Source organism: Virgibacillus byunsanensis (assembly GCF_042675965.1).
Lineage (GTDB): Bacteria > Bacillota > Bacilli > Bacillales > Amphibacillaceae > Virgibacillus_R > Virgibacillus_R byunsanensis.
Genome location: NZ_JBHTKJ010000007.1, coordinates 240925 through 258383 on the forward strand (window position 1 = coordinate 240925; position 17459 = coordinate 258383).

Genomic DNA, 17459 nt, shown 5'->3' on the forward strand with positions numbered 1-17459 from the left:
TGTGTTTAAAGACTAAACGATTCGGACATCGCGATAAATTTACGTACAGCATGTGGCACGTATTTGTCCTTTTTCCAGATCATGCCTAATTCCAAATTTACAACAGGTCTGGTAAAAGGAATCGTTGTAATTGTATCATTGTTAATCTGGCCGCAAATTTTACTTGGTAATAAAGCAACACCTAATTTTGCTTCAACCATTTCAATCATGAAGTCTTTTTGTGAGCTCTCACAGACGATATTTGGATAAAATCCATGATTTTTACACGCTTCAATAATCCCATCATGGAGGGAGAAATCATGCCGGTACATAATAAAGGGTTCTTTTTCGATATGGGAGAAATCAATTGTTTTTCGTTCGGCTAAAGGATTGTCTTTTTGTACAATAAGCATTAATGGATCTTTTAATAGTTTAATTGTTTCAAAGTTTTCTTTTTGAATCGGCAGATTGCAAATTAAACCAATATCAAGTTCTCCCTCACGAACGCCATGTTTAATTTTTTTACTGCCAACCTCATTTAAGGTCATATCAATGGATGGATAGGCCTCTTTGTATTTGCTTATTAGTTTTGAGAAAAATGCAGTCCCAATAATTGGAGGTATCCCAATTTTGATTTCCCCCTTTTTTAAATCAATGACGTCGTTTAGTTCCGATGTTAAATTCTCAAAAGCGTCAAGAACATTTTTAGCGTTGACCAGGAACGCTTGTCCTGCATCCGTTAGATCCAATTGTTTAGCCCCTCGGTAAAAAAGTGCAGCACCAATCTCGGTCTCAAGGTTTTTAATGGTTTTACTTAATGAAGGTTGGGATATATGAAGATTGGAAGCTGCTCTTGTAAAGTTGAGCTGTTTCGCAACTTCTGCAAAGTATTCTACTTGCCTAATGTCCATGATAGCACCCTTTCCTAATTTATTAATTGTACCCTATTATACGGTAAGGTATAGCCAAAAGGAATGACGTTCATGCAAAACATATATTTTTGTTTCTGACCTGTACCGATTAGAATAGAATATAGAGTAAAAGGAATGGGAGGAATTATAATTGGCTAACTATATAAAAGTAGGTAACCTACAAGTTGCAAAGGAGCTTTATGATTTCGTGAATTTGGAAGCGCTTCCAGAAACAAATCTTGTTGTTGAGACGTTTTGGATGGATTTAGGTAACCTTGTTTCCGATTTGGCACCTAAAAATAAAGCGTTATTAGTTGAACGTAACGAATTTCAAAAACAAATCGATGCATGGCACAAAGAAAACAATGCATTTGATTCGGAAAAATATTTAGCATTTTTAGAAGAGATCGGTTACCTAGAGCCTCAGGTAGATGATTTTAATATTACGACTGAGAATATCGACGATGTCATTACCCTGCAAGTAGGACCGCAGCTTGTTGTTCCAATAGACAATTCACGCTATGCCATCAATGCCGCTAATGCTCGTTGGGGATCACTTTATGATGCATTATACGGAACAGATGCCATAAGTGAAGAAGACGGAGCCGAGAAAACTGTATCCTATAACCCTGTCCGAGGCGAAAAAGTAATTGCATTTGCTAAAAACTTCCTTGATGAAAATATACCACTTATGGACTCTTCACATCTAGATGCAACAAAATACGAAATCGTTAGCGGAAATTTAGTGGTAACACTTAAAAACGGTGGAACGACTGGACTTAAGGATGCATCTAAACTTACTGGTTACCAGGGGCACGCGCAAGACCCTAAAGCTGTTTTATTTAAAAACAACGGTTTGCATTTTGAAATTCAAATCGACCGCAATCACGCTATTGGTAAGACGGACGAAGCTGGCGTTAAAGACGTTTACTTAGAGTCCGCAACCTCAAGTATTATGGACTGTGAAGATTCTGTTGCAGCTGTAGATGCAGAAGACAAAACGCTCGTATACCGGAACTGGCTCGGGCTCAACAGAGGAGATTTAACGTCTGTATTCACTAAAGGTGGAGAAAAAATCACACGTACATTAAACCCTGATCGCACCTATACAGACCCAAACGGTGGGGAAGTCACACTATCTGGTCGTGTACTTATGTTTGTCCGTAACGTTGGTCACTTAATGACGAACAACGCGATTCTAGATGAAAACTCTCAAGAAATACCTGAAGGAATTATGGACGGAGTATTTACCAGCTTAATGGCTAAACATAGTCTCTTAGGCAATGGTCCATACCAAAATTCCCAAAAAGGATCCGTTTATATTGTGAAGCCGAAAATGCACGGTTCAAAAGAAGTCGCCTTTGCAAATGAATTATTTAACCGTGTAGAAGATATGCTTGATATGGAGCGCAATACGCTTAAAATTGGTGTCATGGATGAAGAGCGCCGCACAAGCTTGAACTTGAAAAATAGTATTAACGAAGTAAAAGAAAGAATTGTTTTCATTAACACAGGTTTCTTAGACCGTACAGGTGATGAGATTCATACATCCATGGAAGCGGGGCCAATGATCCGAAAAGGTGAAATGAAATCATCGACTTGGCTGAATGGCTATGAGAAAAATAATGTACAAATTGGCTTAAATACTGGTTTGAAAGGCAAAGCGCAAATTGGAAAAGGAATGTGGGCAATGCCAGATTTGATGGCTGATATGCTGGAGCAAAAAGTTGGCCATTTAAAAGCAGGTGGAAACACAGCTTGGGTTCCATCACCAACAGCGGCAACATTACACGCGCTTCATTACCATGAAATTGATGTACGAAGAATTCAAGAGGAAATTCAAAAAGAAGAAAAAGATTACCGAGAGGATATCTTAGAAATTCCCGTTGCAGAAAATAGTAACTGGTCGGCTGAAGAAATTCAAGAAGAACTTGATAACAGCGCGCAAACGTTGCTTGGCTACGTAGTCCGTTGGGTAGAGCAGGGTGTCGGTTGTTCAAAAGTTCCTGACATTAACAATGTAGCACTTATGGAAGACCGTGCAACATTACGTATTTCCAGCCAAATGTTGTCAAACTGGCTTCACCATGGTATTTGTACCCAAGAGCAAACATTGGATTCACTGAAGCGTATGGCAAAAATCGTTGACGAGCAAAATGCAGGAGATGCATCATATCGTCCAATGGCGCCTAAATTCGATGATTCCGTTGCTTTCCAAGCTGCATGCGATCTTGTTTTCAAAGGAAAAGAACAGCCAAGTGGCTATACAGAACCAATTCTTCACCGTCGTCGTCTCCAAGCAAAAGAAAAGTACCATGTAAATAGTGGAGATAGTGTGCGTTCATAAGAAATACGAAGAGGGTGACTAAGATCAAAAGTCCCCCTTTTCGTTCTGTTGTATTGTGAAAATGTAAATCCGTGACTTGGATTATTATAATCCTACATACCTGAATCAACTACATGTCGGTTTATCACGGATATAAATTATTTAGCAGTATAAGTATAATATAAATATTTTGATTATTTCAAAGATACAGAACAAACAAGCAATATTTTACTAACGCTTAGGAATTATCTAATTGTCATTTACTGGATTTTACTATAGATGAAAGGGGGACTACTACATGATTTATTCAGAGATAGAAGGTGTTTTACCACAAGAACAAATGAAAATGAACGATGAACAAGAGCATCCGCTTGGTAATGGCGGAATTCATATAATTAAAGCCTATTCCGAAGAAGACATTTCGAGCGTTCTCGCTTATGCGAATAAACACGGTAAAACGGTTAATGTTGTTTCGGGTGGAACGAAGCGGGGCTATGGGGGGCTAAGTGAACAAGCGGATATAGTATTATCGCTCGCCAACTACAAAGGTATTGTGGAACATTCAGTTGGTGACCTTACATTGACGGTGAGACCTGGAACGACGCTAAAAGAAATTTCAGACGAATTAGCTAAGAGTGGACAGTGTGTAGCACTGGACACTTCTTGGCCGGAACTAGCAACAATCGGTGGAATTGTCGCGGCGAATGATAGTGGGGCGAAAAGATTGCTTTACGGTTCTGCCAGAGATTTGGTTATCGGTACCAGAATCGTATATTCAGACGGAAGAGTTATCCGTACAGGCGGTAAAGTTGTCAAAAACGTTGCAGGATATGACATGAATAAGCTTTTCATCGGCTCTATGGGAACACTTGGTGTTATCAGTGAAATCACGATTAAATTACGCCCACTCCCGAAATATGAGGGGTTATCTCTACTGCATTTCCCTAAAGGCAATGAACAGGTGATTCGTGATTTTTCGGTATTAATTCTCGATTCCATGATGGAACCAGTCTCTCTGGAAATTTTAACCCCTACAATTGCTGAAAAAGTGACTGGAAAACGTCTCTATACACTTGCAATTGCATTTGAAGACAGGGAAAATGCCGTCCTTGAACAGGAAAAATGGGTAAAGATACATTTGCCGAATGGAGCCCGCCATACCGTTCTTCATGAGGAAAAAGCAAGACAATGGTGGAATAATTTCCGTCAATTCGGACCTAATGGCTACAATGATGATAAAAATGATGCAGACACACAAGCAGCATTGAAAATTGGAAGTAATAATTTAGATGTCCTAGTTAATCTGGAGATGGTTGATCAACTTGCTGAGGCGTCTACTGTTTCAGTTGAAGCGCATGGTGGCTTAGGTCATGGAATTTCGAGGGTATTTGTAAAAGGGTTTTCCGAAGATATCGTTTCTTACATTAAAGCACTACGGACAAAGGTTGAAGAAAGGCATGGGTATGTCGTTTGTACACATTTACCATTTAGATTAAGAGAGGCGATAGACGTTTGGGGAGAAAAACCGGGTTACTTTGCTTTATTGGAAGGTATTAAACGAACAAACGACCCTAAGAATATTCTAAACCGCCAACGTTTTGTAGGGGGTATATAAAATGAGTGCAGACGAGAAGGGTGCAGTTAATTTAGTGGACACTTTGAAAAACGGGGCGGCTTGCCAAACTAAGACATTGGGAAACTATCTTTGGGATGATCTTCCTGATGAAAATAAATGGGCAGATTGTGTCCACTGTGGCATGTGCCTGGAAGCTTGTCCAACTTATCAGGAAACTGGTGAAGAACAACATTCACCAAGAGGGCGAGTTTATTTAGTCAAAGCTGTTGCGGAAGGCAAAATTGACGTTAATGAAGCATTTTCCAAACCTGTCTTTGACTGTCTTGATTGTCGTGCTTGTGAAACAGCGTGTCCAGCAGACGTCCAAGTGGGTGGACTAATTGAAGAAGCTCGTGGACAAATTCGTCAAGCGATGCCTTTAACTGGTTTTTCAGGTGCGCTTAGCAGGACTGCTTTAAAAGGCTTTTTCCCATATCATAATCGCATGAATATGCTTGGTGGTTTCATGCGATTTTATCAAAAAAGTGGTATACAACGTGTTGTAAGAAAAACAGGCTTGCTTAATGTAATGCCAGCACACCTGAAAGATATGGAATCCGTTCTTCCAAAAGTTGGAAAACCCGTGCTTGGCAGATATCCGGAAATCGTTCCTGCTGAGGGCGAGACAAAACAACGGGTTGGAATATTAACAGGCTGTGTGATGGATGTCATGTTCAGTGATGTTAATGAGGCGACCATTCGTGTTCTGACGCACAACGGATTTGAGGTTGGTATGCCGAAAAACCAAGGATGCTGTGGGGCTCTTCATATTCACGCCGGTGAAAGAGATACAGGGAAAATGCTTGCAAAACAAAATATAGAGGCCTTCAAAGATTACGATAAAGTACTTGTAAATGCTGCAGGCTGCGGATGTGCGCTCCAGGAATACCATGAATTATTCAGAAATGATCCGGAGATGCTCCCGTTAGCAGAAGCATTTTCAGCAAAAATTGAAGATGTTTCGAAGTTCTTGTATGACACTAATTTTAAGCGGCCAAAAGCAGAAATTAAAACAAAAATCACGTACCACGACGCATGTCATCTAGCTCATGGCCAGGGCATACGCTTCGAACCTCGTCAACTTTTAAACGAAATTCCAGGCGTGGAAATGGTTGAATTACCGGATGCAGATAGATGTTGTGGGAGTGCAGGAATCTACAATATCACACATCCCGAGATGGCAGGGAAACTTCTTGAACGTAAGGTTGATGACGTTCCTGAGAACATTGAAATGATTTCGATGGGCAATCCTGGTTGTATGCTCCAAATCGCAATGGGGGTTAAAAAACATGGCAGAAGTGAAAAAGTTGTCCATACTGTCCAAGTGCTTGATTGGGCCTATCAAAAAGATAAAGAAGAAGCAAGCGAACTAGTAAAATCGTAATTTAAAAGGATGTGAAAGGTTTGTTCGGAAAAAAGCGTCAAAGACAAAAGCCGGATGCTGTTGTTCAAGAATTAATGCTTATTGTCGGCGAAAGTGATGTTCTTTATTTGAAAGAAGATCTCATTTCCTATGAGTGTGATGGTTATACGATGGCTAAAGGCATGCCAAAAGCGGTTGTTTTTGTGAAAAACACACAACAGGTTTCTGATGTTGTGAAATGTTTAAACAAAGAAGAAATCCCATACATCGCACGCGGTGCAGGTACGGGATTGAGCGGTGGAGCAACACCGTTGGGAGGAGAAGTGCTAATTAGTCTGGTTCGGATGAAAAGAATGCTTCATCTTGACTTGGAAAACAGAAAAGCAGTGGTTGAGCCAGGCTATATTAACCTAAAGCTGACACAATCCATTTCAGACAAAGGCTATTATTATGCACCAGACCCTTCAAGTCAATATGCATGTACAATTGGCGGTAATGTCGCTGAGAATTCGGGAGGCGCTCACTGTTTAAAATATGGTGTGACAACCAATCATATTTTAGGACTTGAGGTTGTTCTTCCTAATGGTGAAATCGTTGAAATTGGAGAAGAAGGGGTTCCAGATCGTCCTGGATACGATTTACTAGGACTCTTGACTGGTTCAGAAGGAACACTTGGTATTGTGACCAAAATTACAGTAAAAGTATTAAAAAATCCTGAAGGGAAGAAAACCGTTCTTGCCTATTACGATGATATTGATGATGCAAGCCAAGCCGTTTCAGAGATTATTGCTGCAGGGATCATTCCAGCAGCACTTGAAATGATGGATTCAATAGCCATTGAAGGTGTGGAATCAGCTGCTTATCCAGTTGGGCATCCAAGAGACATTGCAGCGTTTTTGCTTATTGAAGTTGATGGAATCGCCGCTGGAATTGAAGACCAAATCGATGAAATTCTTGCTGTTTGTAAACATAACAATGTCCGTGAAGTGAAAGTGGCAAAAGATGAGGCAGAGCGTGGCCTTTGGTGGGCAAACCGCAAAATGGGCTTTGGAGCAATGGGGGCAATTTCCCCTGACTACCTCGTTCAGGATGGTGTTATTCCTAGAACACGCTTGCCTGAAGTCCTTTCAAAAATTACCGAGATCAGTAAAAAGTATGAGCTTCGTATTGCGAATATTTTCCATGCAGGTGATGGCAATCTACATCCGCTTATATTGTTCGATGCAAGTATTCCCGGCCAAAGTGAGCGCGCTTCCAAAGCGGGTTCCGAATGCTTGAAGGCTTGTGCGGATGTTGGTGGTTCGATTACTGGTGAACATGGTGTAGGAATTGAAAAGTCGGCTGAAATGCGCTTTATTTTCAGTGATGAGGAAATGGCAGCGCAAACGGATATACGTGCTGTATTTAACCCAGAAGATTTATTAAACCCAGGGAAACTATTCCCGCAACCTGGCCGTTGTGCCGAGGTCAAACAGGAATTAAAAAAAGCAGAAGTACACTAGTTTACTAGTATTTAAAAGAGAGGGTGGGTCTTATAAACTCACCTCGACATTTGGAAATGAGGAGTGAAAACACAATGAAATTCACTAGATTTAAAAAACAAAATGAAGCATTAGTTTTGCAAGGAATCGTAACAGACGACGGAATCCAACAAATCGAGGGGGACATATTTTCCGATTGGGAACATACCAATCTAGTCCATAATGTAGAAGAGATTGAGCTTTTGGCGCCGATTTTACCAAGACATGTGATCGGGATCGGTGCAAACTATGTCGGTAAACCAGATGATTTACCATCTGAACTCCCTGATATTCCCGTGTTTTTTTATAAACCGATTTCCTCGGTTATTGGGAGCGGCAAGCCAATTATTATCCCAGCTAAAATAGAGGAAGTGAAATTCGAGTCTGAGCTAGCAGTTGTGATTGGAAAACGTACATGCAACATTTCTGAAGAAGAGGTAACAGACTCTATTTTCGGTTATACGATAGCGAATGATGTAACAGCTCCACAATTTTTCCATGAAGCTGGACATTGGATGATAGGAAAGTCATTTGACACGTTTACACCGCTTGGCCCATATATCGAAACAGAACTCAATCCTGACAAAATCAAGGTTGAAGCATATTTAAATGGCGATAAGAAGCAGGATAGTGAAACGGCGCTTATGATCTTTTCTATGAGAAAGATGATTGCCTACTTATCCAGTGTAATGACACTAGAAGCGGGCGACGTGATTCTTACGGGTAGTCCACTTGGGGCTGAAATGATGAAAGACGGGGATGAAATCATCTGTGAAATTGCTGGAATTGGTGAGCTTCGCAACTCGGTAAAACAAGGTTGATTTGAAATGCAATAAAGGATTGGAAAAGCCATTGGATTCATTCGTTATATAACAATATTAATTTTCTGTACTTGTCATGGAAAATATATGGAAGGGATATTGTTATTTAATATAATAAAACCTTTATAAGGGGGAATTGAAATGGGTAATGGAACATTAGCTGTACTGGCCTTACTTCCGATTATCGTTGTTGCAGTTTTTCTAGTCGGACTTAAATGGCCAGCAAGTAAAGCAATGCCGCTTTCCTACATCGTGGCTGTTCTACTAGCTCTATTCGTTTGGGACGTAGCATTTCCACAGGTTGCTGCTGCCTCTGTTCATGGTCTTATCGTAGCTGTTACGCTTTTATTCATTATTTTCGGAGCGATATTACTATTGAACACACTACAGGAAAGTGGGGGTCTTCACACCATTCGTCGAGGCTTTACAGATATTACACCAGACCGCCGTATTCAAGTAATTATTATCGCATGGCTTTTCGGTTCATTTATTGAAGGTTCAGCAGGGTTTGGTACGCCTGCAGCTGTTGCAGTACCATTATTGGTTGGACTTGGATTTCCTGCGATGGCCGCTGTTGTCTCGGGCATGGTTATTCAAAGTACACCAGTATCATTCGGGGCAGTCGGAACACCAATGATTGTGGGTGTAGGTACAGGTATTGAGCCGCTCGCACAAATCACGGATGTTTCAACATTTGTATTTGGTGTTGCCGGGAAAGTAGCCTTGCTTCACGCTATTGCAGGACTATTAATCCCATTATTTTTAGTCGCAATCTTAACACGATTTTTTGGGAAGAACAAATCATTCAGTGAAGGCCTAAAGGTTTGGAAGTTCGCAATTTTTGCGTCTCTAGCAATGACCATACCATATGTTATCGTCGCAAATTTATTAGGGCCTGAATTCCCTGCAATGATTGGTGGCTTAATTGGATTATCAATCGTCATTCCTGCTGCCAAAAGAGGCTTCCTTATGCCAAAAGAAGACGATATTTGGGACTTCGAAGCAAAAGACCGCTGGGATCCAACATGGACTGGGCGTGTTGAACTGAAAAATAGTGAGATTTATGCAGGTAAAATAAGTATGTGGCGCGCATGGGCTCCATACGTTCTAATTGCTGTTCTTTTACTAGTTTCAAGGCTGACAGTAGTTGGAGATTGGCTTAAGTCTGTCAAACTGTCGCTTCCAAACATTTTTGGAACGGAAATTTCCTCCAGCTGGGAGATCCTATTTTCGCCAGGTTTTATTTTCATTGTCGTTGCCGTATTTACCTACTATATGCATGGAATGAAAGGCAGTGATTTTGCTCGGGCTTGGAAAGACTCCGGTAAAACAATGATTCTCGCAGGTTCGGCACTTGTCTTTACTGTTCCAATGGTGCAAGTATTTCTTAATTCAGGTGGCGGGGCTGCTGGTTATCAGGAAATGCCACTCGCTCTAGCAGAAGGAGTTGCAGGTCTTGCGGGTACTGTGTATCCAATCTTTGCAACGTTCATTGGAGGACTCGGTGCATTTGTAGCTGGTAGTAATACCGTGAGTAATATGATGTTCTCACTCTTTCAGTTTGGAGTAGGTGATCGCATCGGTGGTGACGCGACTTGGATGGTTGCACTCCAAGCAGTTGGTGGCGCAGCTGGAAACATGATCTGTGTGCATAACGTTGTCGCAGCATCAGCAGTTGTTGGACTCGTAGGAAAGGAAGGGCATGTTATTCGTAAGACGCTTATTCCATTCTTCTATTACGCACTGTTGATCGGTTCCATCGGTTATTCGATTATGTGGACAGCTGATAAGGGAATCTTTAACATCGGATCAATTATCGCGGTTCTTATTTGGGGGACTGTCATTTACATTATTGCAACGAACAACAAACGTTTAGATGCGATTCAGCGTAAAAGTAAAGTTGCATAGGAAATTTGTTCTCCATTCTCAATTCTTATGTAAATTTATTAAAAACACATGAGCTATTTTGCTCATGTGTTTTAGTATGCATATATTCATTAGCTTCTTAACATAATGTCATGCCATATTAGCAGTTTTTTTGGAAAATAACTCGTTAGTCTATCCAAGACGATTTTCTTGTCTTACACCTAAATAATCTCTCAACAATTCAACTGCTTTATCAACAGTACTAGCTTTAATGGTGATTTTTTTATCTTCAGGAATTTGTTCGATCGAATGATCATATAAGGGATCATAGTAGTGTTCGAGTAAAAGTCTTACAGCAGAATCATAGTTTCCGGCTTTCAAGTCTGCATCAATTTGATTGGAGATTGGTGTATGAATTCTTCTTCTAATTCGTCTAAATGCTTCGAAACACGCTTGCTCGTGATTCCATGGCTGGTATTCATCGAGGATTTGGGTAACTCTTTCTTCAATTGGTATATCAATGAATAGTTGAGTCCCATTTTCTTTTTTATCCAGAATAAAATCAGGAATGATTACTTTTCCTATCCGCCGACTTTCTCCTTCCATCAGCACGTATGGTGAATGCTTTAGGTGTTGCATGTTTTCGATGAGCAATGCATCAAACGTTTTTTGATTATGAGGTTCGAGCCCAATTTGACCAAAAATCGATCCTCTATGATTGGCCATTCCTTCAAAGTCTAGAACTGGATAGTTCTCTTCACGAAGGCGGTGCAGGATTGCTGTTTTCCCTGATCCTGTATAGCCGTTTAATACAAAAGCATCTGGTTTTAGTTCAGTTGTTTCCAGTGTGTCCACTACCCAATTTCGGTAGCTTCGAAAACCTCCATCCAAACGAAAAACTTTTATCCCCATTAACGCAAGCACGGTAGCCGAAGTTCTGCTGCGCATGCCTCCTCGCCAACAGAAGACAGCCTTTTTTCCGTCTAAATTGGCAAACTCTCTCACGAAGTTAGGTAGTTTTGCTGACACAATTTCAAGCCCACGGTCTTTTGCTGCCTGCTTGCTTACTTGCTTATAAATGGTTCCGACTTCCGCTCTTTCCTCGTCACTAAAAAACGGGATATTTATACTACCAGGAATGGTGGAATTTTTAAACTCAGAAGGGGAACGTACATCAACTACGGTAAGTTCACCTGTATCTTTTAACGAGCGTAATTCATCTATAGTGATATCCTCGAACACGATGTTAACCCCTTTCTGCTACGATACGTCAATATGATCTGGATTATCTTCGGTTACTTCACCAATTACTGCTGCTTCGACACCTGCTTTTTGCAGGTTGGATAGCAGATCTTCCGCCTCATCATCTGCAATTGAAATTAAAAGACCGCCAGATGTAACCGCGTCACACAAAATGTATTGATCAATTTGGTCTATCGCATTATGGAACGTTACATCACCTTGAAGGTGGGCGAAGTTATTTTTTGTTCCACCAGGAATGGCACCTGCTTCAGCTAGTTCTCTAACTCGAGGTAATACGGGTACTTTTTCTTTATAAATATGTAGACCTACGTTACTACCTTTTGCCATTTCAAATGCATGTCCAAGTAAGCCAAAACCAGTTACATCTGTACATGCATGCACATGATAGTTTTCCATTACCTCAGCAGTTGTTTTATTTAGCGTTGACATAACATTTGTAACGCGTGTAATTTCTTCTTCAGTTAATAAATCCCTTTTAATCGATGTTGTCGAAATCCCAACACCAATTGGCTTCGTTAGAATAATCTTATCACCTGGTTTTGCTCCAGCATTCGTGCGAACCTTATCAGGATGTACCATACCTGTTACAGATAGACCGAATTTTGGTTCATTATCATCAATCGAGTGTCCACCAATAAGTGTTACCCCAGCTTCACTCAGTTTATCCCCTGCACCTCGTAAAATATCGGTTAAGATTTGCTTGTCTAATGTAGAAATTGGGAAAGCGACAATATTCAGGGCTGTTAGTGGTTTTCCGCCCATTGCATAAATATCACTGATAGCATTTGCTGCAGCAACTTGTCCAAATGAATACGGATCATCAACAATTGGTGTGAAAAAATCAACAGACTGAACGAGTGCCATGTTATCATTTAACCGATAAACTCCAGCATCATCACTAGTATCTAAACCAACTAGTAAATTTGAATTGGGAGTAGCTGCTGGTAGATCCCGTAAAACTTCTGCCAAATCAGCAGGACCTATTTTACATCCACACCCACCTTTGGATGAGAGTGAAGTGAGTTTTATATTCTTTGAATCTGTCATTGGAAAACAACCTTTCTACCCATGGAATATTGTTATTTATTATAACACTTTTGATGGGGTGCCTGTCACTTCCTGATTTTTGTTGAAATGTGTCGAGGGAAATGTATCGGTTATTCATTCGTGGAAATTATTTTTGAAAATATAAAAAAATCTATTAATGTGTAAAGTATTTAACAGACTATTTAGTTAACACCATACATAATGGTAGTTAGTAAGTTGTGTTAATCAATTTTGATAGTTCTGGGATGTGATAAAGTTTACCTTTTTTTACTAGAATTTGCTGTCTCAACAAATCATTAACTGTGTTGGCAACAGTCACTCTGCTGGTTCCAATTAAGTTGGCAAGTTCCTGATGTGTAAATTGAATTTGGATTGTTATTCCATCGTTCTTTTTAATACCATAGTTCATGGCTAGATGATAGAAAGCATCAGATATACGTTTGATGGAGCTTCCATACGATAAATGAAGGTTGTAAACAGTTGCTAGCCGTAATTTAGTATTTAGTAGATCAATGTATTGTGCCATAAGTTTTGTATGTTTATAGATAACCGATTCGAATGTTGCGTAGGGTACACTTGCAATTTTAACAGTTGAAGCAGTAACTGCATTTTCGAAGTAGGTCTTATCATTTTGTACGCGGTTTTCGCCCATTAGACAGTTTTTACCGGCTATTGAAATGGCTTTTTCTCTACCATCACTTGATAACATAAATAGCCTAACACGTCCGGATAGAACTAGAAAAACAGTTTCCGCTCGATCGCCTTGGTCGTAGATGTGGATATCTGAAGTGAGTTCCTTAATAGTGGAATGTTCTATAAAGGGACCCCAGTCATAGTCTAAGTTCTCTAACCATGGGGATATTGTTTCCGTTAATAATCTCATTAGGCAATGACCTCCTATAATACACGTAGTTTTGAAAGGAATGATTGTAATGATAAATAATATCAATAAAATAAGAGAATCTTTTCCAATTTTAAAGAATAAAATCCAACTTTCAAGTTGCTCTCAAAGTGCCATGCATTTAGATGTAAAGGATTCTATTAATAAATACATGTCCTCCTGGGAAGAGAATGGAATGGATTGGGGAGGATGGATGCAAGCCTGCGAGAATGCTCGTCTTGAATTTGCAAAAATGATAAATGCTGATCGTAGTGAAATAGCTATTGTATCTAGTGTATCACACGGTGTTTCTAGTATAGCAACAAGTTTAACTGATCAAAAGAGAAAAAAAGTTTTAATCGCTGATTTTGATTTTCCAACAGTTGGTCACGTTTGGTTGTCCCACCAAGATCAATATGATGTAAGTTTCATAGGTAGAAATGAAGGCGATTTCATTGATGCTAAAGCGTATCATGATCATATTGATGAGGAAACATTAATTGTCAATACATCACATGTCTCCTTTTATGATGGATTTAAACAGGATTTAAAGGAAGTTGCAAGAGTGGTCCATGAAAAGGGAGCCTATTTATCTGTAGATGCTTATCAATCTTTAGGTCAATGTCCTATTGATGTGAAGGAAATGGATATAGACATACTTACAGCTGGTCTGCAAAAATATGCTTTGGGTATTCCTGGCATTGCATTTTTGTATATTAAAAAAGAACTCGCAGATACATTAACACCCAAAATTACGGGATGGTTTGGTCAAAGCAATCCGTTTGCATTTGACATTAAACATGTTGAATACGGAGAGGGTACCAAACGATTTGATTCCGGAACATTTCCGATGATAAATGGATTTGCTGCTGAAGCTGCTTTAAAGGTGTTAAATCAATATGATATAGCTGACATTGAGGATCATTTAAAACACTTATCCCAGGTTACAATTGAGGAAGCAGAAGGAAGGGGGTTAACGATTAAAAGTCCTAAAACACTTCATAACAAGGCTTCGAACACAGCCATTTATGTAGAAAATGCATCAGAAGTAGAAGGTCAATTAAAGGATCAAGGTATTATTGTTTCTGCTCGAAATGATGTGATTAGAATTGCTCCACATTTTTATAACACCAAAGATGACATTAAGTTAGCAGTAAAAGAGCTTGCTAGATTGATTAATTAAATTTTTGGAGGAGGAGTAAGAAATGTCACAACAAAAACAGAATGTAACCAACAAAAAATTGGAATTTTATGGTGGCGTACCGATCTTACTAGTACCATTTGGCGTTATGTTTATTGGGATTTTATGGCTTGGATTTACAGGAGCTGCTTTACCGGAAGCCTTTTGGCCGATGATTTTACTAGCATTACTAGTAGGGTTAATGCTTGCAAAGAATAAGAAGGTATATATAGATTCACTGATACAAGGTATTACATCTCGTATGCTCGCAATCATGTTATTAGCCTGGTTTTTAGCTGGGGTTATGGCTAAGTTACTGCAATCTACTGGTCTAGTTGAAGGGTTAGTATGGTCCTTATTGGAAATAGGTCTTTCCGTTGCTTGGTTTCCATTAATTGCTTTTCTGATTACTGCTCTTATTTCTATGGCAACCGGAACAGCAGTTGGATCGTTAATTGCTGCAAGTCCTATTTTATTCCCTGTTGGTTATGCTTTAGGCGGAGATCCGTTACTCATAATTGGTGCCATTATTGGTGGTGCCTATGTGGGTGATAATTTGGCCCCTATCTCGGATACTACGATTGTTTCTGCGTATTCACAAGGGACAGAAATTGATAAAGTTGTTAAAAGTCGTATTAAATACGCCATTGCTGCAGGAACCATAACTGTAGGACTCTATATAATATTTGCTCTTCTGTCCAATAATTCAGGGGCAGTACAACCACCTGAAGACATGGCGCCTCTAGGTTTAATCATGTTATTAGTCCCTGCACTACTGCTGTTTTTAATGATAAAAGGACGCGATCTTGTAGAAGGATTGTTATATTCCAATGCTTTTGGGTTAGTTTTAGGACTTGTAACTGGTCTGATAGGTTTTAATAATATTTTATCTATAAATCGGGAGGAGTTCACGGCAGGAGGAATAATTTTAGATGGTATTTTTGGTATGGTAGGCGTTGCTGTTTTTACCATATTCCTAATGGCATTAATCGGAACCCTTCAACGTGGTGGTTTTTTAGATTGGCTAATTGAAAAAGCAGAAATTGTAGCTACAACGCCAAAGCGTGCTGAAATTGTAATTGTATTTGCTACGCTCATACTGAATGCGTTAACGACAGCTGGTACTCCTTCCATGGTTATGTTAGGTGATTTCGTTAGAAGACTAGGACATAAGTTTCGGATTCAACCTTGGAGACGAGGCAACTTATTGGATGCCGGGTCTACCTCCATTATTGGTTTTTTACCGTATAGTGTAGGATTATTAATTCCATTTGCGTTTGTTGGTGGAACAGTCGATTTAGTAGCGTATCCGAACTTTAATCCAGTTGGTGTGGTACCTTACGTGTTCTATTGTATAGCGATGGTTATTGTCATTGTATATGCAGCATTCAGTAGCTGGGGTATTGAATACATGAGTGAAGATGAATATCAACGAGAGTCGGTAGAGATTTATGGAAATGAAAGTAGTAATAACGATCTGAATAAAGCTGCGAAGTGAGGATAACTAAATGGTATATTTTAATTACGGGTCACTGGGTATACCAGATAAGGAAGCTTTAAAAGATGTAGAGGATTTTTTAGCTCAATTACCATTAAGGATTCTGGAAAGTCAGGGAGATTATACATTGGAAATGGTTTCAATGGCAGAACAAACAAGGAAACAGATTGCCGATATTTATAATGTTTCTGCTGACAATATAGCATTTATATCCAATACAACAGAGGGGCTTGGTATCCTTGCATCTGCTCTAAGGAATTCTGAAATTGATATTCAAGTTGCGGTACCTGATATTGAATTTATATCCAGTGCATTAGTATGGAAAAATGATTCTGATCGTATAAATTTTTGTCAAACGAAGAATGGCATCGTTTCGGTGGAAGCAGTTAGTAATCTATTGAAAAAAGACTGCAATATTCTCTGCATGAGTTCTGTTCAGGAGGTAAGTGGATACCGTTTTTCATTCCAGGATCTATTGGAATTACGTGATAAAGGTACTAACGAATACTGGATAATTGATGGTATACAAGAAGCGGGCATATTTATGCGAGGTTTAGAGGCTGAGAAGATTGATGCATATATTGTTGGTGGGCATAAATTACTAAACAGCCCGTTTGGATTAGGTTTTATGTATATAAGTGATCGCTTGCTTGAACACATTCGACCAACATATTATGGTTACTTTAATTTAAATGAGCCAGTAGATGGTTGGGTTCATTATCTTGAATCTCGATCGAGGAAGTTAGTAGATTTAAAAAATATGTCTACTCGTAAAAGTGCGAGTATATTTGAGTCAGGTGGTATGGTTAATGCATTTGGGGCTCTGATGCTTGGGAAGAGTATTACGAATTGGCAGGAATTTGGTGTAGAGAATGCCAGTCAACATATCATGCAGTTACAAAAATTATTTAGAAGTAAGTTACAGCTGACGGAAGGCTTTGAAATCCTAGGGGGAAAGAATCCTGATACATGGTCCTCTATTCTTACATTAACGAATATCAATGGAATAGAGAAAGAGAGGCAGTTGTATAACATGCTATCTGCAAATGGGATGAAAGTAAGTTTACGATCAATTGAAGGCATTGGGGGAATCCGAATTGGCTTTCATTACCGGACAACCGAGGAGGAAGTGAAGCAGTTGATTAGGGTGATTAACGAATTTTGTTGGTAGGAGATGGTGCCACTTCCTG

General features: G+C 39.5%; 13 protein-coding genes. 9 read left to right on the plus strand and 4 right to left on the minus strand.

The features are described from left to right. Positions 1–5: 5 nt before the first annotated feature. Positions 6–890: a LysR family transcriptional regulator gene (locus ACFQ3N_RS02840; RefSeq protein ID WP_390359348.1), complete on the minus strand. Its 885-nt coding sequence runs from the start codon at positions 888–890 to the stop codon at positions 6–8. Between the two features lie 151 nt (positions 891–1041). Here ACFQ3N_RS02840 and ACFQ3N_RS02845 point away from each other — a divergent pair, with 151 nt between their 5' ends. From ACFQ3N_RS02845 to ACFQ3N_RS02870, 6 genes are all read left to right on the plus strand, one after another. Beyond that, positions 1042–3237, plus strand: a complete 2196-nt coding sequence (locus ACFQ3N_RS02845; RefSeq protein WP_390359350.1) for a malate synthase G — start codon at positions 1042–1044, stop codon at positions 3235–3237. A gap of 277 nt (positions 3238–3514) precedes the next feature. Further along, complete coding sequence (locus tag ACFQ3N_RS02850; protein ID WP_390359351.1) at positions 3515–4831, plus strand: FAD-binding oxidoreductase; 1317 nt, start codon at positions 3515–3517, stop codon at positions 4829–4831. 1 nt (position 4832) lies between these two features. Beyond that, on the plus strand, positions 4833–6215 hold the full coding sequence (locus tag ACFQ3N_RS02855) for a (Fe-S)-binding protein (protein ID WP_390359352.1): 1383 nt from the start codon (positions 4833–4835) through the stop codon (positions 6213–6215). A 74-nt stretch (positions 6216–6289) separates the two neighbouring features. Continuing rightward, positions 6290–7696 (plus strand): FAD-linked oxidase C-terminal domain-containing protein, encoded by a 1407-nt coding sequence (locus tag ACFQ3N_RS02860; protein WP_390359773.1) that lies wholly within the window; start codon positions 6290–6292, stop codon positions 7694–7696. A gap of 74 nt (positions 7697–7770) precedes the next feature. Continuing rightward, entirely contained in the window at positions 7771–8535 is a 765-nt protein-coding gene (locus ACFQ3N_RS02865) for a fumarylacetoacetate hydrolase family protein (protein WP_390359354.1), read from the plus strand. A 141-nt stretch (positions 8536–8676) separates the two neighbouring features. Further along, a complete protein-coding gene (locus tag ACFQ3N_RS02870) occupies positions 8677–10443 on the plus strand; it encodes an L-lactate permease (RefSeq protein ID WP_390359356.1) in 1767 nt (588 codons plus the stop codon). Positions 10444–10593: 150 nt separating this feature from the next. Here the strand turns inward: ACFQ3N_RS02870 and mnmH are convergent, their stop codons facing one another. The 3 genes from mnmH to ACFQ3N_RS02885 all read right to left on the minus strand — a co-directional run bounded on the left by mnmH (position 10594) and on the right by ACFQ3N_RS02885 (position 13594). Next, positions 10594–11643: a tRNA 2-selenouridine(34) synthase MnmH gene (mnmH, locus tag ACFQ3N_RS02875; protein WP_390359358.1), complete on the minus strand. Its 1050-nt coding sequence runs from the start codon at positions 11641–11643 to the stop codon at positions 10594–10596. A gap of 18 nt (positions 11644–11661) precedes the next feature. After that, positions 11662–12711: a selenide, water dikinase SelD gene (selD, locus tag ACFQ3N_RS02880; protein ID WP_390359360.1), complete on the minus strand. Its 1050-nt coding sequence runs from the start codon at positions 12709–12711 to the stop codon at positions 11662–11664. Positions 12712–12919: 208 nt separating this feature from the next. After that, positions 12920–13594: a Crp/Fnr family transcriptional regulator gene (locus ACFQ3N_RS02885; protein WP_390359362.1), complete on the minus strand. Its 675-nt coding sequence runs from the start codon at positions 13592–13594 to the stop codon at positions 12920–12922. A gap of 49 nt (positions 13595–13643) precedes the next feature. On the opposite strand from ACFQ3N_RS02885, the gene ACFQ3N_RS02890 reads away from it, so the two are divergent. The 3 genes from ACFQ3N_RS02890 to ACFQ3N_RS02900 are packed head-to-tail and all read left to right on the plus strand — an operon-like array spanning position 13644 to position 17440. Continuing rightward, positions 13644–14774, plus strand: a complete 1131-nt coding sequence (locus tag ACFQ3N_RS02890; RefSeq protein WP_390359364.1) for an aminotransferase class V-fold PLP-dependent enzyme — start codon at positions 13644–13646, stop codon at positions 14772–14774. 22 nt (positions 14775–14796) lie between these two features. Beyond that, positions 14797–16269, plus strand: a complete 1473-nt coding sequence (locus ACFQ3N_RS02895) for a Na+/H+ antiporter NhaC family protein (RefSeq protein WP_390359366.1) — start codon at positions 14797–14799, stop codon at positions 16267–16269. A 10-nt stretch (positions 16270–16279) separates the two neighbouring features. Next, on the plus strand, positions 16280–17440 hold the full coding sequence (locus ACFQ3N_RS02900) for an aminotransferase class V-fold PLP-dependent enzyme (protein WP_390359368.1): 1161 nt from the start codon (positions 16280–16282) through the stop codon (positions 17438–17440). Positions 17441–17459: the final 19 nt, after the last annotated feature.

What these genes read in the sequence shown, in the direction of transcription:
- ACFQ3N_RS02840 (WP_390359348.1), bottom strand. Translation starts at nt 890, where the DNA reads ATGGACATTAGGCAAGTAGAATACTTTGCAGAAGTTGCGAAACAGCTC.
- ACFQ3N_RS02850 (WP_390359351.1), top strand. Translation starts at nt 3,515, where the DNA reads ATGATTTATTCAGAGATAGAAGGTGTTTTACCACAAGAACAAATGAAA.
- ACFQ3N_RS02855 (WP_390359352.1), top strand. Translation starts at nt 4,833, where the DNA reads ATGAGTGCAGACGAGAAGGGTGCAGTTAATTTAGTGGACACTTTGAAA.
- ACFQ3N_RS02860 (WP_390359773.1), top strand. Translation starts at nt 6,290, where the DNA reads ATGCTTATTGTCGGCGAAAGTGATGTTCTTTATTTGAAAGAAGATCTC.
- ACFQ3N_RS02865 (WP_390359354.1), top strand. Translation starts at nt 7,771, where the DNA reads ATGAAATTCACTAGATTTAAAAAACAAAATGAAGCATTAGTTTTGCAA.
- ACFQ3N_RS02870 (WP_390359356.1), top strand. Translation starts at nt 8,677, where the DNA reads ATGGGTAATGGAACATTAGCTGTACTGGCCTTACTTCCGATTATCGTT.
- selD (WP_390359360.1), bottom strand. Translation starts at nt 12,711, where the DNA reads ATGACAGATTCAAAGAATATAAAACTCACTTCACTCTCATCCAAAGGT.
- ACFQ3N_RS02885 (WP_390359362.1), bottom strand. Translation starts at nt 13,594, where the DNA reads ATGAGATTATTAACGGAAACAATATCCCCATGGTTAGAGAACTTAGAC.
- ACFQ3N_RS02890 (WP_390359364.1), top strand. Translation starts at nt 13,644, where the DNA reads ATGATAAATAATATCAATAAAATAAGAGAATCTTTTCCAATTTTAAAG.
- ACFQ3N_RS02895 (WP_390359366.1), top strand. Translation starts at nt 14,797, where the DNA reads ATGTCACAACAAAAACAGAATGTAACCAACAAAAAATTGGAATTTTAT.
- ACFQ3N_RS02900 (WP_390359368.1), top strand. Translation starts at nt 16,280, where the DNA reads ATGGTATATTTTAATTACGGGTCACTGGGTATACCAGATAAGGAAGCT.